This window comes from Cellulomonas endometrii, assembly GCF_949769265.1.
In the GTDB taxonomy this organism is placed as follows: Bacteria; Actinomycetota; Actinomycetes; order Actinomycetales; family Cellulomonadaceae; genus Cellulomonas; species Cellulomonas endometrii.
The window spans coordinates 52,127-78,020 of record NZ_CATKPC010000006.1 but is presented as its reverse complement, the minus strand read 5'-3'; the positions used below and the strand labels follow the sequence as shown (position 1 = coordinate 78,020).

Genomic DNA, 25,894 nt, shown 5'->3' with positions numbered 1-25,894 from the left:
CGTACCACGGCGGCGCGGGGTCGGCACCTAGGCTGCCGCGGGTGACCGACCGTTACGGACCCGACGTGCTCGCCGCGACCTCCGCCCGCACGCACCGCCGGCCGACCTCGACGCCGCTGCCCGCCGAGCGCGGGCTGGTCGTGGAGGAGGTCACCACCGGGTGGGTCGGTGCCGTCGTCCGGGTCGAGAAGTCCGGCGGCGAGCACGTGGTCGTCCTGGAGGACCGGCACGGCAGGACCCGCACGTTCCGGCTCGGCCCGGGGTTCTGGGTGGACGGCAAGCCGGTCGAGCTGACGGCGCCGAGGCCCGCGCCGGCGGCGACCGGGCCGCGTCGGACCGCGTCGGGGTCCCTCGCGGCCGCCGACCAGCGCGCCCGCGTCGCCATCGGCAGCCGCATCTGGGTCGAGGGCAAGCACGACGCCGAGCTGGTCGAGAAGGTCTGGGGCGACGACCTGCGGGCCGAGGGCGTCGTCGTCGAGCTGCTGGACGGCGTCGACAACCTGGTCGACGCGCTGCGGGACTTCGCGCCGGGTCCGGGTCGCCGCGTCGGCGTGCTCGTGGACCACCTGGTCCCGGGGTCGAAGGAGCGGCGGATCGCCGACGAGGCGATGCGCAGCGTCCCCGCCGGCACCGTCCTGGTGCTCGGCCACCCGTACGTCGACGTCTGGCAGGCCGTCCGCCCGGAGCGCATCGGCCTGCGCGCGTGGCCGACGATCGAGCGCGGCACCGAGTGGAAGCGCGGCATCCTGCGCGAGCTCGGCTGGCCCGCCGACGAGCAGGCCGACGTGGCCCGCGCCTGGCAGCGCATCCTGCGCAGCGTGCGGACCTACGCCGACCTCGAGCCGTCGCTCCTGGGCCGGGTCGAGGAGCTCATCGACTTCGTCACCGCCCCCTGACCCGACGGCTCAGGGCGCGACGGGCTCGTTCTGCACGCGGCGGTACACGTAGGTGGTCGCCAGGACGCCCACCGGGAACGACACGAGCTGCCCGACGCCGCACAGCGCGGAGCCGACCAGGTTCGCCGCGTAGACGCCCAGGAACAGCAGCGCCACCGTGCCCAGGTTCCGGTTGACCAGCGTGAAGCTCGCCTTGATGGCGTCGACCGCGCCGAGGCGCTTGTCGATGACGAAGAACAGGGCGAACTGGGCGAAGAACGCGAACACGAGACCCGGCAGCACGAACAGCAGCGCCCCGATGCCCGTCCCGAGCCCGACCAGCAGCGCCGCGAGCACCACGGTCCCGAGGTTCTCGAACCGGAAGAACGTGCCGAAGTCCACGCGGCGGCCGTTCGCCACCTCCAGCGTCGCCCGGATGACCCCCGCCTGCATGAACGCGGACAGCAGCACGATGATCGCCAGGACGAGCAGGTAGCCGAACGTCAGCGCGAACCCGGCACCGCTGTCGATCTCGCCCGTCACGGGGTCGGCGCTCGCCACCGCACCGCCGACGAGGATCGAGAACGCGACGATCCCGATGAGCGTGATCATCGCGAGGTACGCCAGCACGCCCAGCACCATGGCGCCCCAGTGCTGGGTGAACTTCGTCCAGCCCCAGCCGAACCCGTCGCCGACGACGGAGCCCGCGGTCGGCGGGTAGGGCTGGCCGGGGTAGGGCTGGCCGGCGGCGGGCTGCTGCGCGCCGTACGGCTGGCCGTACCCGGGCGGGCCGGCCGGCGGCTGCTGCCCGTACCCCGGCTGCTGCCCGTACCCCGGCTGCTGCCCGTACCCGGGCTGCCCGTACCCCGGCTGCTGCCCGTACCCGGCGGCGCCCGGCGGCGGGTACCCGCCTGCGGGCGGCCCGTACCCGGGCGGCGGCGGCGCGGCCTGCCCGGACCCCGGCGGCAGTGGCGTGGCCGGCCCGGGCCCCTCCGGCGTCGTCGGCTCGTCGTCGCGCGGCGGCTGCGCGCCGGGGTTCTCGGTCATCGGGGCCTCCTGGTCGGGACGACGATCGTCCGTCGCGCCAGCGAACCGAAGGCGGCCGCCGCGTGTCAAGGAGGTCCGTTCCCGGGATATCGGGACGAATCGGCCGGTCATGCCGCTACGCTTCGACCCGCCGTAGCCACGACACCGTCAAGGAGAGCCATGTCCTACGCCCCGCAGCCGCCCGTCGCCGGCCAGCCCCCGCTGCGCCCCGACGAGGAGCGCACCTGGGCCCTGCTCGCCCACCTCGGCGGCATCCTGTTCGGCTTCATCCCGGCCCTCGTGATCTGGCTCGTGTTCAAGGGACGCGGCCAGTTCCTGGAGGACCAGGCCAAGGAGGCCCTCAACTTCCAGATCACGCTGATCTTCGCCTACATCGCCGCGAGCATCCTCACGGCCATCACGTTCGGCATCGCGTCGCCGCTGCTGTTCCTGGTGTGGATCGCGAGCATCGTGTTCGGCATCCTGGCGGCCGTCGCGGTCAACAAGGGCCAGTGGTACCGCTACCCGGTGACCATCCGCCTGGTCAAGTGACCTCCGTGCGCTGACGCGCACCTCGTCGAGAGGGCAGCAGATGCCGCTCCCGGACCCCGGGAGACGGCGTCTGCTGCCCTCTCGGCGTCTCCGGCGGCCGGACGGGGCGGGGCGGGCGCCGGTTAGTCCGCGAGGGTGCGGACGACCGCGTCGGCCAGGAGGCGGCCGCGGCGGGTGAGGCGGACCCGGGCGCCCGGGACGTCGCCGTGGCCCAGGGCGGCGCGGCCGTCGACCAGGCCGTCCGCCACCAGCGTCCCGACCGCGGTGCGGGCGCGCGGGCTGAGCGCGTCGAGCGGCAGCCCCTCGTCGAGCCGCACGCCGAGCATCACCCGCTCCAGGCGCGCCGAGGAGTCCTCGACGGTCTCCCGTCCCGCCGCGGGGCTCAGGCCCTCCGCGAGCCGCGCGGCGTACGCCCGCGGGTGCTTGACGTTCCACCACCGCACGCCGCCGACGTGGCTGTGCGCGCCGGGGCCGACGCCCCACCAGTCGTCGTTCCGCCAGTACGCGAGGTTGTGGCGGCAGGCGTCCGCGGGGGTGCGGGCCCAGTTGCTCACCTCGTACCAGCGCAGGCCGGCCGCCGTGAGCAGGTCGTCGGCGAGCTCGTACTTCGCGGCCTGGTCGTCCTCGTCCGGCAGGGTCAGCAGGCCCCGCTTCACCTGCACGGCCATCTTGGTGCCCTGCTCGACCACCAGCGCGTAGGCGGACACGTGGTCGACGCCCGTCGCGAGCGCGGTCTCCAGCGACGCCCGCCAGTCCGCGAGCGACTCCCCCGGCGTCCCGTAGATGAGGTCCAGCGACACCGCGAGGCCCGCGTCGCGCGCCCACCGCACGACGTCGGGGATCCGGCGCGGGTCGTGCGTGCGCTCCAGGGTGGCCAGCACGTGCGGGACGGCGGACTGCATGCCGAACGACACCCGCGTGAAGCCGCCGCGCGCCAGCTCCGCGAGCGACTCCGGGGTCACGGAGTCGGGGTTCGCCTCGGTGGTGACCTCCGCGTCGGGCGCGAGCCCCCAGGTGCCGCGCACCCCGTCGAGCATCCGGACCAGGTCCCCGGCGGGCAGCACCGTCGGGGTGCCGCCGCCGACGAACACGGTGGACGCCGCGCGCTCCGGCAGCCCGGCGGCGCGCAGCACGCGGCCGCCCAGGGCGATCTCCGCGAGGGCCGTGTCCGCGTACGCCACCTGGGACGCGCCGCCGCCGAGCTCCGTGGCGGTGTACGTGTTGAAGTCGCAGTACCCGCAGCGCACCGTGCAGAACGGCACGTGCAGGTACACGCCGAAGCCGCGGGCCTCGGCGCCGTCCCGCACCGAGGCCGGGAGGGCGCCGTCCGCCGGAGCGGCGTCGCCGTCCGGGAGAGCGGGGCTCACTTCTTCTTGGCGTCCGTGGCGGCCTTGGAGCCGGCCGCGTCGGAGGTCAGCGCGGCGATGAAGGCCTCCTGCGGCACGTCGACCCGTCCGATGGTCTTCATGCGCTTCTTGCCCTCCTTCTGCTTCTCCAGCAGCTTGCGCTTGCGGGTGATGTCGCCGCCGTAGCACTTGGCGAGGACGTCCTTGCGGATCGCGCGGATGGTCTCGCGGGCGATCACGCGCGAGCCCACGGCCGCCTGGATCGGCACCTCGAACTGCTGGCGCGGGATGAGGTCCTTGAGCTTGGACGCCATCATGACGCCGTACGCGTACGCCTTGTCCTTGTGCACGATCGCGCTGAACGCGTCGACCTGCTCGCCCTGCAGCAGGATGTCCACCTTCACCAGGTCCGCGACCTGGTCGCCGATGGGCTCGTAGTCCAGGCTCGCGTAGCCGCGGGTGCGGGACTTCAGCTGGTCGAAGAAGTCGAACACGATCTCCGCGAGCGGCAGCGTGTAGCGCATCTCGACGCGGTCCTCGGACAGGTAGTCCATGCCCTGCAGGTCGCCGCGCTTGCCCTGGCAGAGCTCCATGATCGCGCCGATGAACTCGCTGGGCGCGAGGATCGTCGACTTCACGACCGGCTCGCGGACCTCGCGGATCTTGCCGCCGGGGAACTCGCTCGGGTTGGTGACCGTGACGACCGTGCGGTCCTCCATCGTCACCTCGTAGACCACGTTCGGGGCCGTCGAGATGAGGTCGAGGTCGAACTCGCGCTCGAGCCGCTCCCGGATGATCTCCAGGTGCAGCAGGCCGAGGAACCCGACGCGGAACCCGAAGCCCAGCGCGACCGAGGTCTCGGGCTCGTAGTTCAGCGCGGCGTCGTTCAGCTTCAGCTTGTCGAGCGCGTCGCGCAGCACCGGGTAGTCCGAGCCGTCGATCGGGTACAGGCCCGAGAACACCATCGGCTTCGGGTCGGAGTACCCGCCGAGGGCCTCGGAGGCCGGCTTCGACATGTTGGTGACGGTGTCGCCGACCTTCGACTGGCGCACGTCCTTCACGCCGGTGATGAGGTAGCCGACCTCGCCCACGCCCAGGCCCTTGGTCGGGACCGGCTCCGGGGAGATGACGCCGATCTCGAGCAGCTCGTGGGCGGCGCGGGTCGACATCATGGCGATGCGCTCGCGCGGGTTGAGGTTGCCGTCCTTGACCCGCACGTAGGTCACGACGCCGCGGTAGGTGTCGTAGACCGAGTCGAAGATCATCGCGCGGGCCGGGGCGTCCGGGTCGCCCGTCGGCGCCGGCACGAGCTCGACGATCCGGTTCAGCAGCGCCTCGACGCCCTCGCCCGTCTTGCCCGACACGCGCAGGCAGTCCTCCGGGTCGCCGCCGATGAGGCCCGCGAGCTCCTCGGCGTACTTCTCGGGCTGGGCGGCCGGCAGGTCGATCTTGTTCAGCACCGGGATGATCTGCAGGTCGTTCTCGAGCGCGAGGTACAGGTTCGCGAGCGTCTGCGCCTCGATGCCCTGCGCGGCGTCGACCAGCAGCACCGCGCCCTCGCACGCCGCGAGCGACCGGGACACCTCGTACGTGAAGTCCACGTGGCCGGGGGTGTCGATCATGTTGAGCGCGTAGGGGGTGTCACCCAGCGCCCAGGGCATCCGCACGGCCTGCGACTTGATGGTGATGCCGCGCTCGCGCTCGATGTCCATCCGGTCGAGGTACTGCGCCCGCATCGCGCGCGCGTCGACCACGCCGGTGAGCTGCAGCATCCGGTCGGCGAGCGTCGACTTGCCGTGGTCGATGTGCGCGATGATGCAGAAGTTGCGCAGGAGCTCCGGCGGCGTCGCCGCGGGGGCGATGCGCTGGAACTGGGCGGCGCTCGGGATCGGGGACACGTGCTCCCTCGGTTTCGTGGGACGGGGCTGCCCCCATGGTCCCACGCCCGCGGTGCAAGCCCGAAGCCGGGGCTCACGCCTCCCGCGTGATCCGGACCTCCACGTCGAGGGACTGGGTCCCGGCACCGGCGAAGATGCCGCGCAGCGGCGGGACGTCGTCGTAGCAGCGCCCCCGGCCGAGCGCCACGTGCTGCTCCCCGACCGCCACCCGGTTGGTCGGGTCGTACGCCACCCACTCGCCGGCCCACCACTCGACCCAGGCGTGGGACTCCCCGACCACGGTCCGGCCGATCTCGCCGTCCCGCTGCGGGTGCAGGTAGCCCGACACGTACCGGGCGGGGATGCCGACGCTGCGCAGCGCCCCGGCCGCCAGGTGCGCCATGTCCTGGCAGACCCCCTTGCGCGCCGACCACGCCTCGCCCGCGGGCGTGTGCACCGCGGTGACCCCCGGCACGTACTCGATCTCGTCGCGCACCGCGTGGCAGATCGCGAGCGCGGCGTCGGTCGGCCCGAGCCCGGCGGCGGCGTCGGCCGCGAGCGCCGCGACCTCGTCGGGCGCCTGGGTGGTCGCGGTGTCGGACAGGAACTCGGCCAGGGTGTCCCGCAGGCCGGGGCTGCGCAGGGTCGCCCAGTCCCCCGCGGTGCGCGGGCCGGGCCGCTCGCTCACCTCGACGCGGCTCTCGGCCGTGACGACCAGCGACTCGTGCGGGGCCAGCACCTCGAAGGCCGTGACGGCGGAGCCCCAGTAGTCGCGGTACTCGTACGCCCAGGTGTGCGGCTGCACGTCCAGCCGCGTGTCCAGCACGGTCTGCCCCGGCTGCGGCAGGGGGGTCATCCGGGCCTCGTTGTAGGACGCGGTGACCGGCCGCGTGTACCGGAAGCTCGTGGTGTGCACCACGTGCAGGCGACTGGTGCCCATCAGACGGCCTCTCCCACCCAGGTCGTGACGCCGCCGGACGGGAAGTACCGGCGGCGGATCGCGTCGCTCGCGGCGGCGCACGCCCGCTGCACCCGCTCCATCTCCGCGGGCAGGGCGTCCAGCACCTCCGGCAGCGGCCGGTACTCCAGGCTCGTGCGGGCGTGCCCGAGGTGCCGGATGGCCTCCTCCACGCCCGACACCCGGGCCGGCTCCAGCGACGTCAGGCACTCCTCCGCCTGGCCGAGCGCGTAGACGATCGACCGCGGGAAGGACCGGTCGAGCAGCAGGAACCCGGCCGCGCGCTCGTCGGAGTCCATCCCGCGATACGTCCGCAGGTAGGCCTCGTGCGCGCCGCAGGACCGCAGCAGCGTCGTCCACCCGGGCCCGCCGGCGCCCGCGAGCGCCCGCGTGGTGATGAGCCGGGCGGTCATGTCGGCGCGCTCGATGGACCGGCCCAGCACCATGAACCGCCAGGTGTCGTCCCTCGACGTCGCGGAGTCCGTCAGCCCGGCGACGATGGCCGCCCGCTCCCGCACCCACGTGAAGTAGTCGTGCGGCCGGGTCGGGCGCATCTGGGCGGGCAGCTGGTTCCAGGCCGTGTTGAGGCACTCCCACAGCTCGGTCGACACGATCTCCCGCGCCCGCCGGGCGTTCTCCCGGGCCGCGGCCAGCGACCCGGCGATCGACGACGGCGAGACCCGGTCGTACCCGAGCATCTCCAGCACCTGCTGCCGGCCGACCTGCACGTCCGGCGCCGGTGCGGGGCGGTCCATGACGGACAGCAGCGAGCGGCAGGCCAGGTCCTCCTCCGCCCACGGGTCCTCGAGCAGGATCTGCACGTGCACGTCGAGCAGCCGCGCGGTGTCGTCGGCGCGCTCCACGTACCGGCCGATCCAGAACAGCGACTCCGCGATCCGGCTCAGCACGGCGCACCCCCCGCCGGCACCGCGAGCGCCTGCTGCTGCTGCTCGGCCTGCGACGCCGTGTCGCTCGGGTGCGCGTCGATCGGCACGGCGGAGTCGACGGCGACCGCGCGGGCCTGGGCGGCGGTCGTGCCGGTGTGCCGGCCGCGGTGCGGGACGGCCGCGCCCAGCACCCACGTGTCCTTCGACCCGCCGCCCTGCGAGGAGTTCACGACCAGCTCCCCCTCCGGCAGCGCGACGCGGGTCAGCCCGCCGGGCAGCACCCACACCTGGTCGCCGTCGTTCACCGCGAACGGCCGCAGGTCCACGTGCCGCGGGCGCAGGCCGTCCTCGACGAGCGTCGGCACCGTGGAGAGCTGGACGACGGGCTGCGCGATCCAGCCCCGCGGGTCCTCCCGGAGCCGGTCGCGCAGCGCGCCCAGCTCCGCGCGGGACGCCGCCGGGCCGACCACGAGGCCCTTGCCGCCCGAGCCGTCGACCGGCTTCACGACCAGCTCGTCCAGGCGGTCCAGGACCTCCGCGAGCGCCTCCGGCTCCTCCAGGCGCCACGTGTCGACGTTCGGGATCACGGGCTCCTCGCCGAGGTAGTACCGGATGAGGTCGGGCACGTAGGTGTAGACGAGCTTGTCGTCCGCCACCCCGTTGCCGACCGCGTTGGCGATCGTTACGTTCCCGGCCCGCGCGCACGTCATGATCCCCGGGCTGCCGAGCGCCGAGTCCGACCGGAACGCCACCGGGTCCAGGTAGTCGTCGTCCACCCGGCGGTAGATCACGTCCACCCGTCGGCGGCCCTGCGTCGTCCGCATCCACACCCGCCCGCCGGCGCAGAACAGGTCCCGGCCCTCGACCAGCTCGACGCCCATCGTCCGCGCCAGCAGGGAGTGCTCGAAGTACGCCGAGTTGTACACGCCGGGGGTCAGGACGACGACCGTCGGGTCGTCCACCCCCGTCGGGGCGGCGGCCGTCAGCGCGGCGAGCAGCCGGCGGGGGTAGTCCTGCACGGGGCGGATCCGCAGCGTCGCGAACAGCTCCGGGAACGTCTGGGCCATCGCCCGGCGGTTGGACAGCACGTACGACACCCCGCTGGGCACCCGGACGTTGTCCTCCAGCACCCGGAACGTGCCGGTCTCGTCCCGCACCAGGTCGATGCCCGAGACGTGCACCCGCACCCCGTTCGGCGGCTGGATGCCCCGCGCCGCGCGGTGGAAGTGCGTCGAGGACACGATGAGCCCGCGCGGCACCACCCCGTCGGCCACGGCCTTCTGCGGGCCGTACACGTCCGCCAGGAACGCCTCCAGCGCCCGCACGCGCTGCGCGACCCCCGGCGCGACGTGGTCCCACTCGTGACCGGCGAGCACCCGCGGCACCACGTCCAGCGGGAACGGCCGCTCCTCGCCCGCGAAGTCGAACGTCACGCCCTGCGCGAGGTACGACCGGGCGAGCGCGTCGGCCCGGGCGCGCAGGTCCGTCGTCGACTGCTGCGCCAGCGCGGCGTGCACGTGCTGGTACGTCGGGCGCGGTCCCGTGGTCGCGTCCAGCATCTCGTCCCAGGCCGCTCCCGGGGGGTACGCGTCGAACAGGTCCGCCATCCGGTGATCCTCGCCCTCCCGTGTCACGGCCGTGTGTCCGGCCGGGAACGGCGAGGTCACGCCGCGATCCTCCCGCACCCCGCCCTCCGGCACCGCACTGCCGACCTCGCCCGCGGAGTGCCGACGTCGCGGGGCGGCCTGGCGTCGGTAGCGTGCTCCGCATGGTGCGGACGGGGGCGTGGCGGCGTGGGATCGGCGCGGTCGCGCGGGTGCTGACGGGGCGCGCGGGCCGGCCGAGGCCCCAGGCCGTCGCGGGCGGCTCCGGCGGGGGCCTGGTCAAAGGGGCGCTCCCCGGGGACCACGCCGGGCCCTGGACGGCGTCCTACTCCCCCGACCTCGACGGCGCCCCGGACCCGGGCGAGGTCGTGTGGACGTGGGTGCCGTACGAGGACGACCCCCGACGCGGCAAGGACCGTCCCGTGCTGCTCGTCGGCCGGGACGGGCGCCTGCTCCTCGGGCTGATGCTGACCAGCAAGGACCACGACCGCGACGCCGCCGACGAGGCCCGGCACGGCCGCCGGTGGCTCGACGTGGGCACCGGCGCCTGGGACGCGCAGCGCCGGCCGAGCGAGGTCCGGCTGGACCGGGTGCTGCGCGTCGACCCGGCCCGGGTGCGGCGCGAGGGCGCCGTCGTCGACCGCGCGCTGTTCGACCGGGTGGTGGCTGCGGCGCAGGCCGCGTCGACCTGGTAATCTTGCGAGCTGCGTGTCCGCCCGGGTCGGCGGGCACAAGTCCGGTTCCTCTCCGCGGGTGTCCCCACGCCCCAGTCCCGGCGCCGGACGCGCCCTCTACGACCTGTTCCTTTCGCTCCGGCGAACACACGAGAGAGTCCACACCGTGGCCAACATCAAGTCCCAGATCAAGCGCATCCGCACCAACGAGAAGGCGCGCCTGCGCAACAAGGCCGTCAAGTCCGAGCTGCGGACGTTCGTGCGCCGCGTGCGCGAGACCGTCGCGAGCGGCGACAAGGAGGCGGCGACCACCGCGCTGACCGCCGCGTCGAAGAAGCTCGACAAGGCCGTGTCGAAGGGCGTCATCCACGCCAACCAGGCGGCCAACAAGAAGTCGGCGCTGGCGAAGTCGGTCAACTCGATCTGACGCGTCCCCGCGGATCTGCACGAAGGGCGCCACCTGCGGGTGGCGCCCTTCGTCGTTCCCGGGACGTGGTCGCGGCGGCCGGAGCGGTGCGCCGTTCCCGCGGCCTCCCGCGGCTTCCCCCACCGCAGACGCCCGGAGACGCCCGAGGGCGTCACCCCCCCTGCGGGGTGACGCCCTCTGAGCGGGGGCGGTCGTGGACCGCCCCGTGGGGAACGTCGGTGGTCAGTCCTGCGCCACCGCGCTCCACGCCTCCCACAGCACCGCGGGGACCGCGGGCCGGAATCCTGCTTCGCGCAGCGCCCGGTCGAACGCCTGCGCCGCGCCGGTGACGTCGCCGTGGCCGAGGAACCGGTCGCCGAGCTCGCGCCAGACGGCGGCCGACTGCCGGGACGCCGACATCATGCCGAGCATGTCCGCCGCCCACCGGTACGCCCGCGACGCCGCCGGCACCTCGCCGCGCGCGTGCAGCGCGTCACCGAGGGCGAGCTGCGCGGCGCTGCTCTCCAGCCGCGGCTGGTCGCCGAGCCGGTCGAGCGCCGCCCGGGCGTAGCCCTCGGCCGCGATCGGGTCGCCCTGCATGAGGTGCCCGCGCGACCGCTCGACGTCGAGGCGCGCCATCTCCACCTCGGAGCCCGACACCGCCAGCTCCGGGGCGGCCCGGTCCAGCTGCTCCAGCGCCATGGCGGGCTCCGCCGGGTCGCTCCGCAGCAGCAGCCACGCGTAGTTCAGGCGCAGACGCGGGATGTCGCGGCTGACCTCGCCCTCGCCGAGCAGCGCGAGCGCCCGCTCGGTGTAGCGCTTGGCGAGCGCGTAGTCGTGGCGCTGCTCCGCGACGAGCGCGGCGTTCCAGTACACCGAGCCGCGGCCGCGCGGCGTGCCGAGCTGCTCGGCCTGCCGGATCAGCTCCGACGCGCGGTGGGTCGCGTACAGCAGGTCGCCCCGCTCGACGTAGGCCCACAGCGTGGTGGAGCCGAGACGCAGGTGCTCGTCCGTGCCGGTGAGGCCGGCCTCCTCGAGCTCGAGCAGCTGACGGTCCCCGACCTCGATCGCGCGGCCGAGGTCACCGGACTCCACGTAGGAGGCGACGAGCGCGGTCGCGGTCGCGGCGGCGTCGAGGTGGTGCGCGTCCGCACGGGACTGGGTCAGCAGCGGCTCGAGCACGCCGACGGCGGACTCGAGGTCGCCGAGCATCTCGTACGCCTGGGCGAGCGCGAGCCGGGAGTCGACGCGGACCTGGCGGGTCACGGACTCGAGGTCGAGCGCCAGGATGCGGTCGCGGGCGGAGGACGCCTCGCCGGACACGAGGTCCAGGCGGGCGTAGTCCAGCGCGAGCTTGGCCCGCGCCTCGGCCGGGCCCTCGTCGCCGTGCTTGAGGTACTCGACCGTCGACCCCAGCCGCTCGGCCAGGACGGCGAGCGCGGCGTCGGTCGGTTCCCGTCGGCCCGACTCGATCAGCGAGATGTAGCTCGGCGAGAGCGCGTCACCGGCGAGGGCCGTCTGGGAGAGCCCAGCGGCCAACCGCGCCTGGCGGACGCGGTCAGCAATGGAGGTCATGGGTGTCACTGTACCTATGACGAGCCGTGACGGCGAGCATGTCACCCGTCCGCCACGGCTCGCACGGCGATCCCCCGGCCCGCCCCGTCCACCGAGAGCCAGCAGGGCGAGCCGGGAGGCGCCGAAGGCGTTCAGACCGCGATCCGGCAGCAGCCGGTCGCACCGCTCTGGATCGTGACGAGGCCGGCGGCGTTGGCGGCGCCCGAGGCGCCGAGGGTCAGGGTCAGGGCGAGGGCGGTGGTCGCGAGGGCCTTCAGCGCAGTACGCATGGGATGTCTCCTGTCACAGAACGTTGACTCTCTGTCACAAGAAGCATGACTTACGCGAAGCGCTTCGCACCACCGCCTGAGGGTTTTCGCACCATGTCCGCCCATACGGGTGAATCAGCAGGTGATCCGGCCCACGATCGCGGGACATCACCCCCGGTCAGGGAACTTCCCCCGTGTCATGCGGCTCGTCCTGTGGTGTCATAGACGACATGACGAGGGGACACGGCGAAGCGGAGCGGCGCCTGGCCGACGCGGTCGACGCGGCGATCCCGGACGCCCTGCGGCGGGAGTGGGACCGGCACGTCGCCCAGGAGCAGGTGGTCGTGGGGCGGCAGGGCATCTTCTCCCCGCGCCTGCACCCCTTCGGCTACGAGCTGGCCTTCCGCGTCCCCGGCACCACGTGCGCGGACGCCGCGGCGTGGTCGGACCTGCAGCACGAGCGCGCGACGAGCGCGGTGCTCCGCGCGACCTTCGGGCGCGCCGACGTGGACGAGGTCGGGCACGGCCGCTGGTTGTTCGTCCGGTGCCCGCGCGCGTACCTGGTCGGCGACCTGCAGCTGCCGTCCCGGCCGGACCGCCTCGTCATCGAGATCGCGGGGAGCACCCGGATCGACGGCGACATCCTGCGCGGCGTGCGACGGCTGCGCGAGCAGGGCTTCCGCATCGCCATGGCCGGCTTCGTCTCCCGGCCGGACCAGCGGTCGCTGCTCCCCCAGGCCGACTTCGTCAAGATCGACGCGCGGGACCTCGACGTCGAGGGCGAGCCGGTGGTCGACCTGGCGCGGTCGCACGGGGCGCTGCTGGTCGCGGAGTTCGTCGAGTCCAGCACCGAGCTGAAGGCCGGGCGCCGGCTCGGGTTCGACCTCTACCAGGGCAACCTGCTGGAGCGCAGCCTGCTGCTCGACCGGTCGTCGGCCCCGCTGATCGGCCCCGACCACGACTCGATCGGCCGCTACCTCTGACGTCGAGGCCCCGGCGCCTCAGCGGCGCACGGACCCCGCGATGCGGAGCACGGCCCGCTCGACGGCGAACTTCGGGTCCCGGCCTGCGCCCTTGACCTCCGCGTCGGCCTGCGCCACGGCGGTGATCGCGTGCGCGAGCCCCTCGGGCGTCCACCGCGCGAGCTCCTTGCGGGACCGGTCCAGCTGCCACGGGGCCAGGCCGAGCTCCCGCTCCGCGCCCGCACCCCGGCCGCGCACCGCCGAGACCTTGGCGAGGATGCGCAGGCGCGCCGCCAGCGCCGCGACGAGGGGCACGGGGTCGACCCCGGTGGCGAACGCGTGCCGCAGCAGCGCGACGGCCTCGCCGGCGGAGCCCTCGACCGCGGCGTCCGCGACCCGGAAGCCGGTGGCCTCGATGCGACCGGCGTAGTACCGCTCGACGACCTCGACCCCGATGACCCCGGTGGTGTCCGCGACCAGCTGGCTGCACGCCGCGGCGAGCTCCCGCAGGTCGCTGCCGACCGCGTCGACCAGCGCCCGGACGGCGCGCGGCTCCATGCGGCGCCCCGCCCGGCGGAGCTCCTGGGTCACGAACGCCACCTTGTCCGCGTCGCGCTTGATGGTCTCGCAGCTGGCGACGGGGTGGCCGGCCGCCCGGACCGCGTCGAGCAGCCGCTTGCCGCGCTGACCGCCTCCGTGCCGCAGCACGAGCACGACGTCCGCCTCCGGGTGCGCGACGTAGGCGGTGGCCTCGAGGACCAGGTCGTCCGTCGCCTTCTCGACGCCCTCCACCACGACCACCCGGTCCTCGGCGAACAGCGACGGGCTGGTCGCGAGCGCGAGCTGGCCGGAGCCGTACGCCGCGGCGTCGAGCCGGGTGACCTCGACCTGGGGGTCCCGCTCCCGGGCGAGTCCGATCACCCGCTCGACGGCGCGCTCCGCGAGCAGCTCCTCCGGCCCGGTGACGAGCACGACGGGGGCGATCCCGACCTCGTCCCAGGCGAGCCCAGCGGGTGCGGCGGACGCGCGGCCGCCGCTCCGTGCGGGTCGGCGCGAGGCGGAGGCGGGGGACGGCGGCACGCCCCTAGGGTGCCATGCGGCGCCGACACGCCAGCACCAGGACCAGCGCGGCACCGCAGGCGCACGCGAGCAGCACCCGCCCGGCCGCCCCGCCCACCCACGCCACCTGCGCGCCCCGCAGCCCGGGGGCCGTGCGGGCCACCCCGGCGCTCCACCAGCAGGCCGCCCCGGCCCGCAGGGCGCACGCCGCGGGCCCCGCCGGCCACCACGGGGACAGCAGCGCGGCCACCAGCCCGCCGACGGTCGCCACCGGGACCGCCGGTGCGGCGGCGACGTTGGCCAGCACCGCGTACACCGGCACCGTCGGGGACAGGAGCAGGACCACCGGGGCGCAGACCGCCTGGGCGGCGACCGGCACCGCCAGCGCGGTGGCGACGGGCCCCGGCCGGCCCGCCCCCGCCGTCGAGCGCCCCGCCCGACGCCCGGCGGACCTCGGGCCGGTGAGCTGTGCCGCGAACCGTGCGGCCAGCGGTGCGGCGAGCAGCGCGATCCCCGCGGTGGCCACCACGGACAGCACGAAGCCGAGGTCGCGGGCCAGCCACGGGTCGACCACCAGCAGCACGACCACCGCACCCGCCAGTGCCGGGACGGACCGCGCCGGCCGGCCCGCGAGCAGCCCCAGCAGCCCGACCGCGCCCATGACGGCCGCGCGCACGACGCTGGCACCCGGCTGGACCAGGACGACGAACCCCGCCATCACGGTCGCCACGGGCAGCACCCGCCACCGGCGCGGCACCCGCGCCCAGGCGGCGAGCACGTGCACCACCGCGCCGAGGAGCGAGAAGTGCGCGCCCGACACCGCGGTCAGGTGCGCCAGCCCCGAGTCGCGCATCGCCTGCTCCAGGTCGCCCACCGCGCGCGTGTCACCGACCGCCATCGCGGGCAGGAGCCGCCCCGCGTCCCCGGGGACCGCCGACGCCGCCGAGACCAGCCCCGCTCGGAGCCGCTCCGCCCCGCGGAGCAGGGCGGACGGCGGTGCCCGGACCGTCGGGTCGGTGGTGGTGCGGGCGCGGACGACCGGCCTCCGGGCGCGGTCCGGGGCCGGCGACAGCCGGGCCAGGACCTGCACCTCGGTCCCGTAGGCCAGCGCGCCGGCGGACGCGGGCGCGATCACCTCGACCGCCGCGCCGGTGGCCGCGGGTCCGCCTCTCCCGCCCGGGTCGACCGACGACGCCGCGAGCAGGAGGCGCACGGGTGCCGCGCTCCGTCCGGGGTCGGGGTCGGAGGACGCGGCCCTGCCCCACGGCGCGGGTGTCGACCGCACGACGCCGACGACCCGGACGCGTGCGCCCTCGTCCGCCAGCTCCCGCAGCGCCCCGGACTCCCGCACGCGCACCTGGACGGCGAGCGCGAGCAGCAGCACGGACACCGCCCCGAGGACGAGCAGCGCCTGCCCGGCCGCCGGCACCGGCGCTGCCTGCGCGTGCGCGGCCCTCGGAGCCCGCGCCGACCCCCGCGCCCGCGCGGACCCCGCGCCCGCGCCCGCTCCGACCCCCGCGCCCGCGCGGACCCCGCGGGCGCCCGTCCCACGCGGGCGCCCGTCCCCCCTCCGCTGCCCCGTCCCCCGCCGCTGCCGCGTCCCCGGCCGCCGGCGCCCGTCCGCGACCGCCGCAGCGACGGCGGCCGCGATCCCGGCGGCGACCCCGCCCGCCCACGCCGCGGGCTCCGGGATCAGCACTCCGCCGGCCGCCACCGCCCACACCGCCAGCGCGGCGGGCACCAGGCGGAGGTCGACCGACTCGCCGTCGGCCACGGTCAGACCCGGGCCTGGTCGCGGATCCGGCTCAGCACCGCCGGGCCGATCCCCGGGACGTCCTGCAGGTCCTCGACCGCGGCGAAGGCGCCGTGCTCGGTCCGCCAGGCGACGATCCGCTCGGCGAGCACCGGGCCGATCCCCGGGAGGGCCTGGAGCTCGGTGGCGTCGGCCTGGTTGACGTCGACGGCGCCGCCCTCGTCGCCACCCGGGGCCGCCGCGGCGGGGCCGGCGCCCGGCGCAGGGCCGGTGCCCGTGGCGGGGGCGACCGCCTCCCCCGGGGCGGGCACGCGGACCTGGGCGCCGTCCTGCACGACGGCCGCGAGGTTGAGACCGCCGAGGTCCGCGTCGGGCAGCGCGCCGCCCGCGGCCGCGACCGCCTCGGCGACCCGCGCTCCCTCCGGGAGGCTCACGAGCCCCGGCGCGGAGACCTGCCCGACGACGTGCACCCACACCGTCCCCGGAGTCGCCGTGGGCGCGGCCGGACCCGCGCTCGTGGGGGACGCGGAGACGGCCGGCTCCTCGACGGTGACCGCGGGGGCCCCGGACCCGGCCGTCCCGCTCGCGGCGCGCAGCGCGACCGCACCGCCGACGAGCGCGAGCGCCAGCACCGCGACGGCAGCCGCCCGTGGGCTCACCCGCCACCGGACCCCGAGCGTGCGCGACGAGCGGGTGGCCGCCCGGCGCGACCGCCCCGCCGCCCGCGGCAGCGGTCCCGCCTCGAGGGGCGTCGGCTCCGCCGCCGCGCGCAGCCGCGCACGGGCGGACGGCTCCCCCGGGGCCCCGGCCACGGCGCGCGGGGTCCGGGTGGTGGGGTCCGGCACGTCACCGCCGTCGTACCAGGTCATGCCTGCGACCGTAGGGACGGCGCGGCTCGCCCGGGTCACGCCGGTGGCCCTGGTGGGGACGACGCAACCGCCGCGGGCCTGGGGACGGTTCGGCGCCGCGGAATCGCGCCGCGCCGTGCCCCTCAGCGGTCGGTGACCGTCACCGCCAGCACCCCGACACCGAGGTGACCCCCGAGCACCGCGCCGACCTCCCGCACGAGCACGTCGTCGATCGCCAGGGTCGACCGGATGCGCTCCGCGAGCTCGGCCGCGACCTCCGGGCGCCCGAGGTGCTGGACCGCGACGCGGACGGCCGGCCCGCGCCCCTCCGCCTCCTGGACGGCGAGCTGGTGCAGCCGGTCGCGGGCGGCCCGGCGGGTCCGGACGCGCTCGGCGACCTCGATCCGGCCGTCCCGCAGCGTCAGCACCGGCCGCAGCCCGAGCACCGTCCCGAACGCGGCGGCCGCGCCGGACAGCCGCCCGCCGCGGCGCAGGTGGTCGAGGGAGTCCACGACGAACCAGGCGGCGGTCGACCGGCCGACCTGCTCCGCCACACCGGCGACCTCGGCACCGTCCGGGACGTCGCCCCAGACGGTGCCGCGCGCGGCCTCGGCGGCGGCGAGCGCGGCGGACCCCAGCCCCATGCCGGCGCTGCGCGAGTCGACGACGTGCACCGGCAGCGGTGCGAGCTGCGCCGCCATCCCGGCGGCGCGCACGGTGCCGGAGAGCTCGCCGGACAGGTGGACGGACACCACCTCGGCAGCACCGCGCGCCGCGGCGGCCTCGTAGGCGGCGGCGAACGCGGCGGGCGGGGGCTGCGACGTCGTGACGCGCCGGCCCTGCTCGAGCAGCGCGGCCAGCCCCGTGGGCGTGAGGTCGACCCCGTCCCGGTACCGGGTGCCGTCGGCGGCCACGTCGAGCGGCACGACGTCGATGCCCCACGCGGCGGCGTCCTCGGGCGTCAGGCACGACGTCGAGTCGGTCACGACCACGACCCGCGGGGCCGGCGGCGGGAGCGGCGCGGGGCCCGCCGCCGCCCCGGACCGGCCGCGGTGGACGAGGCGGCCGCCCCACCCGGACAGAGCGGCGCGCCAGCGGGACACCGTCGCGGGCTCCGCCGCGGGCCCGTCCGGCACCGTCAGGCCGGCACCACGTTGACCAGCTTCGGCGCGCGCACGATCACGGTGCGCACGTCGCGACCCGCCAGCGCCCGCTGCACGCCGGCGTCGGCCAGGGCGAGCTCCCGCAGGGTGTCGTCGTCGACGTCGGGGCTGACCTCGGCGCGCCCGCGGACCTTGCCCTGCACCTGGAACACGCAGGTCGCCGTGTCCTCGACCAGGTACTGCGGGTCGACCACCGGGAACGGCTCGTGCGCCAGGGACCGCTCGTGGCCCAGCCGGGACCAGAGCTCCTCGGCCAGGTGCGGGGCGACGGGCGCGGTCATGAGCACGAGCTGCTCGACGACGGTCCGCGGCACGGCGGGCAGCGAGGTCAGGTGGTTGTTCAGGACGATGAGCTTGGCGATCGCGGTGTTGATCCGCATGCCCGCCATGTCCTCGCCGACCTCGGCGATGGTGCGGTGCAGGACCCGCAGCGTGTCGACGGTGGGCTCGACGTCGGCGACGGTGACCTCGCCGGTCTCCTCCGACACGACGTTGCGCCAGACGCGCTGCAGGAACCGCTGGGCGCCGACCACGGCCCGGGTCTCCCACGGGCGCGAGAGGTCCAGCGGGCCCATCGACATCTCGTAGACGCGCAGGGTGTCCGCGCCGTACTCGGCGTACATCTCGTCCGGGGAGACGGCGTTCTTGAGCGACTTGCCGATCTTGCCGTACTCGCGGAACACCTCCTCGCCGTTCCAGGTGAACCCGGACTCGACGGAGTCGTCCTCGACGACCTCCGCGGCGGGCACGTAGACCCCGCGGACGTCCGTGTAGGCGTACGCCTGGATGTAGCCCTGGTTGAACAGCTTGTAGAACGGCTCCCGGCTGCTGACGTGGCCCAGGTCGTACAGCACCTTGTGCCAGAACCGGGCGTACAGCAGGTGCAGCACGGCGTGCTCGACGCCGCCGACGTACAGGTCGACGCCGCCGGCGCCGTGCGTGTCCGTCGGGTTGTGGCCCGGGCCCATCCAGTACTGCTCGAGCGCGGGGTCGACGACCTGCCCGGTGGCGTGCGACGGGTCCAGGTAGTGCAGGTAGTACCAGCACGACCCGGCCCAGTTCGGCATGGTGTTCGTGTCGCGGCGGTAGGTCTTCGGGCCGTCGCCGAGGTCCAGGGTGACGTTGACCCAGTCGTCGTTGCGGCTCAGCGGCGCCTCGGGCGAGGAGTCGGCGTCCTCGGGGTCGAAGGTGCGCGGCGCGTAGTCCGGGACGTCCGGCAGGTCGACGGGCAGCAGCTGCTCGGGGATCGCGATCGGCAGGTCGTCCTCGTCGTAGACGACCGGGAACGGCTCGCCCCAGTACCGCTGGCGGCTGAACAGCCAGTCACGCAGGCGGTAGGTGACCGTGCGCGTGCCGGCGCCGCGCTCCTCCAGCCAGTCGAGGATGCGGGCCTTCGCCTCGGCGACGGACAGGCCGTCGAGCGTGACCTCGTCGTTCGCGGAGCTGATGATTGCGCCGTCACCGGTCCACGCGCCGCCCTCGAAGCCCTCCGGCGGCTGGACGGTGTGCACGACCGGGAGCCCGAACGCCTCGGCGAACGCGAAGTCGCGGCTGTCACCGCCGGGCACGGCCATGATCGCGCCGGTGCCGTAGCCCATCAGGACGTAGTCGGCGACGAACACGGGCAGCGAGGCGCCGTTCACGGGGTTGAGGGCGTACCCGCCGGTGAACACGCCGGTCTTGCGCCCGGCGTCGGCCTGCCGCTCGACGGCGGTCTTGGCCGCGGCCTCCCGCCGGTACGCCGCGACGGCCGCCGCCGGGGTCGCCGCGCCGCCGCGCCAGTCCTGCGGCACGTCGTCGGCCCAGGCGGGCTCGCCGTTCGCGAGGATCTGGTCGACCAGCGGGTGCTCGGGCGCCAGCACCACGTAGGTGGCGCCGAACAGGGTGTCCGGGCGGGTGGTGAACACCGTCAGCGGCTCGTCCGCGTCGGTGACCTCGAAGTGCACGTGCGCGCCCTCGGACCGGCCGATCCAGTTCCGCTGCATGGCGGTGACCTTCTCGGGCCAGTCGATGAGCGCGAGGTCGTCGGCCAGCCGGTCGGCGTACGCGGTGATCCGCATGTTCCACTGCCGCAGCGTCCGCTGGAACACCGGGAAGTTGCCCCGCTCGGAGCGGCCGTCGGAGGTGACCTCCTCGTTGGCCAGCACGGTGCCCAGGCCGGGGCACCAGTTCACGGGGGTCTCGGAGACGTAGGCCAGGCGCTGGGCGTCGACGACGCGCCGGCGCTGCACCGCGTCCAGCTCCGCCCAGTCCGCGCCGTCGGGCACGCCGTCGATCCCGTCGGGGACGGCCCGCGCGCCGGACTCGTAGGCCTCCACCAGCGTCGCCACCGGGCGGGCCGCGCCGCGACCGCCGTCGGGCCGCACCGCGTCCTCGTCGTACCAGGACTCGAAGATCTGCAGGAAGATCCACTGCGTCCAGCGCACGTAGTCCGGGTCGATCGTCGCGAACGTGCGCCGCGGGTCGTGCGCGACGCCCAGGCGGCGCAGCTGGCGCGCCATGATCTCGATGTTGGCCTCGGTGGTCGTGCGCGGGTGCTGGCCCGTCTGCACGGCGTACTGCTCGGCCGGCAGCCCGAACGCGTCGTAGCCCAGGGCGTGCAGCACGTTGTCGCCCTGCATGCGGCGGAACCGCGCGACGACGTCGGTCGCGATGTAGCCGAGCGGGTGGCCGACGTGCAGGCCGGCGCCCGAGGGGTACGGGAACATGTCCATGACGAAGAACGGCCGCGCGCCCTCGCGGGCGGGGGCGCCGTCGCCGTCGGTCAGCGCGCCGGAGGGGTTCGCGGCGAAGAACGTCCCGCGCTCGACCCACTCGTCCTGCCACTTGAGCTCGATGTCCCGCGCGAGCGCGGCGGTGTACCGGAACGGCACGTCCTGGCCGGAGGGCGCAGCGGGCGCGGTGGCGGGATCGGGCTGGGTGGAGGCGGGCGACGTCACCCGGGAAGTCTATCGACGCCCGCACCTGCTGCAGGACGCCCTGGGGACCGCCCCGCACCGCCTGGGGACCGGCCCCGGCGCGTCAGCCCGCTGCCGTGGGCACCGGCGCCCGGCCCCGCGCGCCCAGCAGCGTGACGGCGGCGATGACCAGGCCGACGGCGGTGAGCCCCGCCCCGACCCACGCGGGCGCGAGGTAGCCGAGGCCGCCGGCGATGACGAGCCCGCCGGCCCAGGCCCCCGCCGCGTTGCCGGCGTTCAGCGCCGAGTGGCACAGGGCGGCGCCGAGCGAGGGCGCCGACGGCGACAGGTCCATCAGCCAGGACTGCAGCGCGAGCCCCAGCACCTGCGACGTCACCCCGAGCAGCATGATCGCCAGCACCCCGGCCACCACCCACTGCGCGAGCACCGCGATGAGCACCAGCGCGACGATCGTCGACGCGAACCCCACCAGCACCGTGCGGGCCACCGACCGGTCCGCGAGCCGGCCGCCGAGCAGCGTGCCGATCGTCATGCCGACACCGAACAGGGCCAGCACGACCGGCACCGTCGCCTCGGCGATGCCCGTGACCTCGGTGAGCAGCGGCGACACGTACGAGTAGACGGCGAACATGCCGCCGAACCCGATCGACCCCGCGGCGCACGCCACCCAGAGCCGGCCGTTGCGCAGCGCCCCGAGCTCACCGCGCACGCTCGCGCCGTCCCGGACCGCCAGCCCGGGGATCCAGCGCAGCAGCGCGGCCAGCGTGACCAGCCCGAGCACGCCCACGGCGACGAACGCGACCCGCCACCCGAAGACCTGCCCCAGCACGGTGGACAGCGGGACGCCGACGACGTTCGCGATGGTCAGCCCGGCCATCATCGTGGCGACCGCCTGGCCGCGCCGGCCCGGACCGGCGACGTGCGCGCCCATCACCGCGCCGACGCCGAAGAACGCGCCGTGCGGGAGGCCCGCCACGAACCGCGCGAGGACCAGCCAGCCGAGCGACGGCGCGAGGGCCGACAGCACGTTGCCGACGGTGAACGCCGCCATGAGCAGGAGCAGGAGCCGGCGCCGGTCCATCCGGGCCGCGAGGGTCGTGAGCAGCGGGGCGCCGACGACCACGCCGAGCGCGTAGGCCGTGATCGCGTGGCCGGTCTCGGGGATCGTCGCGTGCAGGTCGTCCGCGATCAGCGGCAGCAGGCCCATCGTCGCGAACTCGGTGGTGCCGATGCTGAACCCGCCGAGCGCCAGCGCGAGCAGCGGCAGCCGCGCGCGACGGCGGACCAGGTGGGGGTCGAGCAGGACGTCCGTGGCGGCCTCGGGCGTGCCGTCCTGCGTGCTGATCCCCACGATGTGCTCCCGCGTCGTCGTCCTGCGGCGGCGCGCACCCGGGTGCGCCGGGGCGCGGCCCGACGGGTGCGGCAGCCCGTCCCGGTCGCAGCGACGGCGCAACTCCGGAACGGCCAGCCTACCGGGCGGTCAGCGGGCGTCGAGCAGCACCCAGATGGCGCGCGCGGCGAGCTCGCCGAGCTCGACGGACCGGGGCTCCGCGTCGCCGTCGGGCGGCAGCACGCGCACCGCCGTCATCCCGGCGAAGTCGCGGCGCTCCACGACCTCCACGCGGGCGTCCAGGACCACCCCGACGGACGCGAGGTACCGCAGCAGGCCCGGGTCGGCGTCGGAGATGCGGGCGACGCGGCCCGCGCCCTGGGCCAGCTCCCACAGCATGTCGGCCGCCGGCGCGGGGACGGTGCCGTCCGGCGCCGGGATGGGGTCGCCGTGAGGGTCCCGGGTCGGGTGGCCCAGGCGGGCGTCGATGCGCTCGACCATGAGGTCCGAGACCGCGTGCTCCAGGACCTCGGCCTCGTCGTGCACCTCGTCCCACGCGTAGCCGAGCTCGCTGACCAGGAAGGTCTCGATCAACCGGTGCCGGCGCACGACCTGCACGGCGTGCCGGACGCCCTCGTCGGTGAGCGTGATCGCCGCGTAGGGCGCGTGCTCGACCAGCCCCTGGTCGGCCAGCCGGCGGACCGTCTCGGACACGGTGGAGGCACCGACGCCGAGCCGCTCGGCGAGCATCTTGGTGGTCACCGGGGCGGTCGACCACTCGCGGGCCGTCCAGATCACCTTGAGGTAGTCCTGGGCGACGGCCGTCAGGTCACTGGTCTCGCTCACGCCCCCAGGGTAGGCGCGCGGGGGGTCGCGGCGGCCCGAGGTCGTCACTCCCGCACGAGGTCGTCCCGCGGGACCGACGACCTCATGCGCAGGTGACGACCTCGGCGGGCGGAGGCCGGGGCTGTGGTACGAATCGCTGGCGGCCGTCGCGCGGACGGCCCGACAGCCGACGGAGGACGCCCGTGGACGCCGACCGCCCCGCGCCCTCGCCGAGCCCCGCGCCGACCCGGACGTCCGCGCCGAGCGCCACGCCCCCGCCGCGGCCCGCGCCCGAGCCGAGCCCCGCGGGCCGCGTCGCCGCCGTCGCCCGCCGCGCCGGCGCCCCGGTCGGGCACTGGTTCGCCCGCCGGGAGCTGTCCTGGCCGGGCATGCTCGGCGCGCTCGTCGGGCTCGCGGCGGCGATGACGCCCTCGCTCCTCCCCCGGCCGACGCTGTACCTCGGCCTGATCGCCGGCGTGGGCGCGGTCGTCGGGTACGGGGTCGGCGTGCTGGTCGCATGGGTGGTCCGCCGCACGGGGCTGCCCCTGCCGCCGCCGCGGGTCCGCCGCGTCGCCTGGCGGGTGCTCGCCTGGGCGGGGCCGGTGCTGGCGGTGGTGGTCGTGGCGGTCGGGGCGCAGTGGCAGGACGACGTCCGGGTGCTGGTCGGCGAGCCGCGGCGGACGTCGGCGGCGGTGCTCGTCGGGCTCATCGCCCTGGCCGTCGGGCTGGCGCTGCTGGCGCTGGCCCGCTCCCTGCGCCGGGTGTCGCAGCGGGTCGCGCGCCTGCTGGGCCGCTGGGTCCCCGCGCCGGTGGCGTCGCTCGCGGGCGTGGTCCTCACCGCCCTGCTCGTGTACTGGCTCGCGGCGGGCGTGCTGTTCCGGGTCGTGGTGGACGTCGCCGACTCGGTGTACGCGGGGACCAACTCCGAGACCGCCGCGGGCGTCGAGCCCGTCACGTCACCGCTGCGCTCGGGGTCGCCGGACTCGGCGGTGCCGTGGGACTCCCTCGGGCTGCACGGCCGCTCGTTCGTGGCCGGCGGGCCGACGCCGGACGAGATCACCGAGGCCACCGGCGACCCCGCGGTCGAGCCCGTCCGCGTCTACGTCGGCCTGGACTCCGCGGACGACGCCAGCGAGCGGGCCGCCCTGGTGGTCGAGGAGCTGGAGCGCACCGGGGCGTTCGACCGGTCGGTGCTCGTGGTCGCGGGCGCCACCGGCACCGGGTGGACGGAACCGCAGCAGATGGCCGCGCTGGAGTACCTGTGGGGCGGGGACACCGCGATCGCGACCATGCAGTACTCCTACCTGCCGAGCTGGATCTCGTTCCTGGTCGACGCCGACCGGGCGTCGGAGGCGGGGCGCGAGCTGTTCGACGCGGTGCACGCCCGGTGGTCGGAGCTGCCCGAGGACGACCGCCCGCAGCTGGTGTCCTACGGGCTCAGCCTGGGGTCGTTCGCGGCGCAGGCCGCCTTCGGCTCGGTCGGCGACCTCACGAGCCGGGTCGACGGTGCGCTCTACGTCGGCACCCCGAGCTTCACGCCGCTGTGGCGGACGATCACCGACGGCCGCGATCCCGGCAGCCCGGAGTGGCAGCCCGTCGTCGACGACGGCGAGACGGTCCGGTTCGGCGCGGACGCCGCCGACCTCGCGGCCCCCGGCGCGGACTGGGACCCGCCCCGGGTCGCGTACCTCCAGCACGCCAGCGACCCGGTGGTCTGGTGGTCGTGGGACCTCATCACGCGGCAGCCGGACTGGCTCGCGGAGCCGCGCGGTCCGGACGTCTCCGGCCGGGTGCGGTGGTTCCCCGTCATCACGTGGGTGCAGGTGACGGTCGACCAGTTCTTCGGGGTGAGCGTGCCCGACGGCCACGGCCACAACTACGCCAGCCAGGTGGTCGGTGCCTGGGCGGACGTCACGGAGCCGCCCGGCTGGACCGCGCCGGAGCTCGCGGCCCTCCAGTCCCACATCGACGAGTCCCTGACGCTCCCGACCCTCCCCGGCTCGACGGTCGGCTGACCGCGTCGTCTCGCCGAGGTCGGCAGCCGCGGGTCGAGATCGGCACCTCGAGGTGCCGACCTGGGCCGCGGAGTGCCGACCTCGGCGGGGGGTCAGCTCTGCGCGTCGCGCCAGCGGACCCACTGCTCGACCAGCGAGAGGTCGTAGTCCGGGCCGCTGACACCGACCGTGAACAGCGTCACGCCCGCGGCCACCAGCGGGGCGGCGACCTCGTCCGGGGGCGCCGAGACGCCGACGCTGCGCTCGACCAGCGTCGCGGTGTCGCGGCCGACGGCGGCACCGTGCTCGTCGAGGATCGCGCTCTTGCGCGTGAGGGTGTCCAGGTCGCCGAACGAGTGCCACGCGTCGGCGTGCTCGGCCACCACCCGCAGCGTCTTCTTCTCCCCGCCGCCGCCGATCAGCACCGGGATGTCCCGCGTGGGCGCGGGGTTGCCCGCGGCCAACCGTGCCTTGATCCGCGGGAGCGCCTCGGCCAGCTCGGCGATGCGGGACCCCGCGGTGCCGAACTCGTAGCCGAACCGGTCGTAGTCCTTCTCGAACCAGCCGGCCCCGATGCCGAGGATCAGCCGTCCCCCGCTGATGTGGTCGACGGTGCGGGCCATGTCCGCCAGCAGCTCGGGGTTCCGGTAGGAGTTGCACGTCACCAGCGCGCCGATCTCCACGCGGCTGGTCTGCTCCGCCCAGGCGCCCAGCATGGTCCAGCACTCGAAGTGCTTGCCGTCGGGGTCGCCGCTCAGCGGGAAGAAGTGGTCCCAGTTGAAGATGACGTCGACGCCCAGGTCCTCCGCGCGCCGGACGGCGTCGCGGATCTGCGGGTAGTCGGCGTGCTGGGGCTGGATCTGGACTCCGATGCGGAGGGGGCGCGTCATGCGGCACACGGTACGTCCGGCCGTGGCCGTGCGCAGGCAGGACGTCCGCCGGTCGGACGGTCCCGGTCGGCGGCGTCTACGCTGACGGCTGCGCCGACCCGGCGCCCCCACGCCTGCCGACCCC

22 protein-coding genes are annotated in these 25,894 nt (G+C 75.5%); 6 read left to right on the top strand and 16 right to left on the bottom strand.

The annotated features are described in order from the left end of the window. Positions 1 to 41: 41 nt before the first annotated feature. Positions 42 to 896 (top strand): DUF3097 domain-containing protein, encoded by an 855-nt coding sequence (locus QNH85_RS08615; RefSeq protein ID WP_282945768.1) that lies wholly within the window; start codon positions 42 to 44, stop codon positions 894 to 896. Between the two features lie 9 nt (positions 897 to 905). On the opposite strand, the gene QNH85_RS08610 is transcribed toward QNH85_RS08615, so the two are convergent. Beyond that, positions 906 to 1,922, bottom strand: a complete 1,017-nt coding sequence (locus tag QNH85_RS08610) for a DUF2189 domain-containing protein (RefSeq protein ID WP_282945767.1) — start codon at positions 1,920 to 1,922, stop codon at positions 906 to 908. 159 nt (positions 1,923 to 2,081) lie between these two features. Between QNH85_RS08610 and QNH85_RS08605 the strand changes: the two genes are divergently transcribed. Then, entirely contained in the window at positions 2,082 to 2,453 is a 372-nt protein-coding gene (locus QNH85_RS08605; protein ID WP_282945766.1) for a DUF4870 domain-containing protein, read from the top strand. A 122-nt stretch (positions 2,454 to 2,575) separates the two neighbouring features. Here QNH85_RS08605 and hemW read toward each other — a convergent pair whose 3' ends face one another. The 5 genes from hemW to QNH85_RS08580 all read right to left on the bottom strand — a co-directional run bounded on the left by hemW (position 2,576) and on the right by QNH85_RS08580 (position 9,128). After that, the gene (gene hemW, locus QNH85_RS08600; RefSeq protein ID WP_282945765.1) at positions 2,576 to 3,820 is read right to left on the bottom strand and encodes a radical SAM family heme chaperone HemW; all 1,245 of its coding nucleotides are present in this window, start codon (positions 3,818 to 3,820) and stop codon (positions 2,576 to 2,578) included. After that, complete coding sequence (gene lepA, locus QNH85_RS08595) at positions 3,817 to 5,697, bottom strand: translation elongation factor 4 (RefSeq protein ID WP_282945764.1); 1,881 nt, start codon at positions 5,695 to 5,697, stop codon at positions 3,817 to 3,819. Before lepA ends, hemW begins: the two co-directional genes overlap by 4 nt. 73 nt (positions 5,698 to 5,770) lie before the next feature. Continuing rightward, a complete protein-coding gene (locus QNH85_RS08590; RefSeq protein ID WP_282945763.1) occupies positions 5,771 to 6,616 on the bottom strand; it encodes a transglutaminase family protein in 846 nt (281 codons plus the stop codon). Then, entirely contained in the window at positions 6,616 to 7,542 is a 927-nt protein-coding gene (locus QNH85_RS08585; protein ID WP_213281314.1) for an alpha-E domain-containing protein, read from the bottom strand. Before QNH85_RS08585 ends, QNH85_RS08590 begins: the two co-directional genes overlap by 1 nt. Continuing rightward, positions 7,536 to 9,128, bottom strand: a complete 1,593-nt coding sequence (locus QNH85_RS08580; RefSeq protein ID WP_282945762.1) for a circularly permuted type 2 ATP-grasp protein — start codon at positions 9,126 to 9,128, stop codon at positions 7,536 to 7,538. The genes QNH85_RS08585 and QNH85_RS08580 overlap by 7 nt, the downstream gene beginning before the upstream one ends. Before the next feature lie 161 nt (positions 9,129 to 9,289). Here QNH85_RS08580 and QNH85_RS08575 point away from each other — a divergent pair, with 161 nt between their 5' ends. Together QNH85_RS08575 and rpsT are read left to right on the top strand one after the other, a co-directional pair. Continuing rightward, on the top strand, positions 9,290 to 9,820 hold the full coding sequence (locus QNH85_RS08575) for a type II toxin-antitoxin system PemK/MazF family toxin (protein ID WP_282945761.1): 531 nt from the start codon (positions 9,290 to 9,292) through the stop codon (positions 9,818 to 9,820). A gap of 145 nt (positions 9,821 to 9,965) precedes the next feature. Then, positions 9,966 to 10,226, top strand: a complete 261-nt coding sequence (rpsT, locus tag QNH85_RS08570) for a 30S ribosomal protein S20 (RefSeq protein ID WP_213281317.1) — start codon at positions 9,966 to 9,968, stop codon at positions 10,224 to 10,226. A 222-nt stretch (positions 10,227 to 10,448) separates the two neighbouring features. Here the strand turns inward: rpsT and QNH85_RS08565 are convergent, their stop codons facing one another. After that, positions 10,449 to 11,780: a helix-turn-helix domain-containing protein gene (locus QNH85_RS08565; protein WP_213281318.1), complete on the bottom strand. Its 1,332-nt coding sequence runs from the start codon at positions 11,778 to 11,780 to the stop codon at positions 10,449 to 10,451. A 131-nt stretch (positions 11,781 to 11,911) separates the two neighbouring features. Beyond that, on the bottom strand, positions 11,912 to 12,049 hold the full coding sequence (locus QNH85_RS08560) for a hypothetical protein (RefSeq protein WP_282945760.1): 138 nt from the start codon (positions 12,047 to 12,049) through the stop codon (positions 11,912 to 11,914). 209 nt (positions 12,050 to 12,258) lie between these two features. On the opposite strand from QNH85_RS08560, the gene QNH85_RS08555 reads away from it, so the two are divergent. Continuing rightward, positions 12,259 to 13,011 (top strand): EAL domain-containing protein, encoded by a 753-nt coding sequence (locus QNH85_RS08555; RefSeq protein WP_282945759.1) that lies wholly within the window; start codon positions 12,259 to 12,261, stop codon positions 13,009 to 13,011. An 18-nt stretch (positions 13,012 to 13,029) separates the two neighbouring features. Here the strand turns inward: QNH85_RS08555 and holA are convergent, their stop codons facing one another. The 7 genes from holA to QNH85_RS08520 form a co-directional block, all read right to left on the bottom strand. Beyond that, positions 13,030 to 14,070 carry a DNA polymerase III subunit delta gene (holA, locus tag QNH85_RS08550; protein ID WP_428830380.1) on the bottom strand — a complete coding sequence of 347 codons (1,041 nt, stop codon included), beginning with the start codon at positions 14,068 to 14,070 and terminating at the stop codon, positions 13,030 to 13,032. 4 nt (positions 14,071 to 14,074) lie between these two features. Beyond that, the gene (locus tag QNH85_RS08545) at positions 14,075 to 15,823 is read right to left on the bottom strand and encodes a ComEC/Rec2 family competence protein (RefSeq protein WP_282945758.1); all 1,749 of its coding nucleotides are present in this window, start codon (positions 15,821 to 15,823) and stop codon (positions 14,075 to 14,077) included. Positions 15,824 to 15,825: 2 nt separating this feature from the next. Beyond that, a complete protein-coding gene (locus tag QNH85_RS08540; protein ID WP_282945757.1) occupies positions 15,826 to 16,671 on the bottom strand; it encodes a ComEA family DNA-binding protein in 846 nt (281 codons plus the stop codon). A 122-nt stretch (positions 16,672 to 16,793) separates the two neighbouring features. Beyond that, a complete protein-coding gene (locus QNH85_RS08535) occupies positions 16,794 to 17,636 on the bottom strand; it encodes a DegV family protein (RefSeq protein WP_282945756.1) in 843 nt (280 codons plus the stop codon). A 152-nt stretch (positions 17,637 to 17,788) separates the two neighbouring features. Continuing rightward, on the bottom strand, positions 17,789 to 20,752 hold the full coding sequence (leuS, locus tag QNH85_RS08530; protein WP_428830379.1) for a leucine--tRNA ligase: 2,964 nt from the start codon (positions 20,750 to 20,752) through the stop codon (positions 17,789 to 17,791). Between the two features lie 82 nt (positions 20,753 to 20,834). Then, complete coding sequence (locus QNH85_RS08525) at positions 20,835 to 22,076, bottom strand: MFS transporter (RefSeq protein WP_428830384.1); 1,242 nt, start codon at positions 22,074 to 22,076, stop codon at positions 20,835 to 20,837. 135 nt (positions 22,077 to 22,211) lie between these two features. Then, the gene (locus QNH85_RS08520; RefSeq protein ID WP_282945755.1) at positions 22,212 to 22,907 is read right to left on the bottom strand and encodes a metal-dependent transcriptional regulator; all 696 of its coding nucleotides are present in this window, start codon (positions 22,905 to 22,907) and stop codon (positions 22,212 to 22,214) included. 182 nt (positions 22,908 to 23,089) lie between these two features. On the opposite strand from QNH85_RS08520, the gene QNH85_RS08515 reads away from it, so the two are divergent. Further along, positions 23,090 to 24,901 (top strand): alpha/beta hydrolase, encoded by a 1,812-nt coding sequence (locus tag QNH85_RS08515; RefSeq protein ID WP_282945754.1) that lies wholly within the window; start codon positions 23,090 to 23,092, stop codon positions 24,899 to 24,901. Positions 24,902 to 24,993: 92 nt separating this feature from the next. Here QNH85_RS08515 and QNH85_RS08510 read toward each other — a convergent pair whose 3' ends face one another. Further along, a complete protein-coding gene (locus QNH85_RS08510) occupies positions 24,994 to 25,770 on the bottom strand; it encodes an LLM class F420-dependent oxidoreductase (RefSeq protein WP_282945753.1) in 777 nt (258 codons plus the stop codon). Between the last annotated feature and the right edge of the window lie 124 nt (positions 25,771 to 25,894).

Bases quoted from the DNA above. Each gene is read 5' to 3' on its own strand.
- QNH85_RS08575 (WP_282945761.1), top strand. From the start codon at position 9,290: ATGGTGCGGACGGGGGCGTGGCGGCGTGGGATCGGCGCGGTCGCGCGG.
- QNH85_RS08590 (WP_282945763.1), bottom strand. From the start codon at position 6,616: ATGGGCACCAGTCGCCTGCACGTGGTGCACACCACGAGCTTCCGGTAC.
- QNH85_RS08605 (WP_282945766.1), top strand. From the start codon at position 2,082: ATGTCCTACGCCCCGCAGCCGCCCGTCGCCGGCCAGCCCCCGCTGCGC.
- QNH85_RS08540 (WP_282945757.1), bottom strand. From the start codon at position 16,671: ATGACCTGGTACGACGGCGGTGACGTGCCGGACCCCACCACCCGGACC.
- QNH85_RS08565 (WP_213281318.1), bottom strand. From the start codon at position 11,780: ATGACCTCCATTGCTGACCGCGTCCGCCAGGCGCGGTTGGCCGCTGGG.
- QNH85_RS08555 (WP_282945759.1), top strand. From the start codon at position 12,259: ATGACGAGGGGACACGGCGAAGCGGAGCGGCGCCTGGCCGACGCGGTC.
- QNH85_RS08610 (WP_282945767.1), bottom strand. From the start codon at position 1,922: ATGACCGAGAACCCCGGCGCGCAGCCGCCGCGCGACGACGAGCCGACG.
- QNH85_RS08580 (WP_282945762.1), bottom strand. From the start codon at position 9,128: ATGGCGGACCTGTTCGACGCGTACCCCCCGGGAGCGGCCTGGGACGAG.
- QNH85_RS08560 (WP_282945760.1), bottom strand. From the start codon at position 12,049: ATGCGTACTGCGCTGAAGGCCCTCGCGACCACCGCCCTCGCCCTGACC.
- QNH85_RS08510 (WP_282945753.1), bottom strand. From the start codon at position 25,770: ATGACGCGCCCCCTCCGCATCGGAGTCCAGATCCAGCCCCAGCACGCC.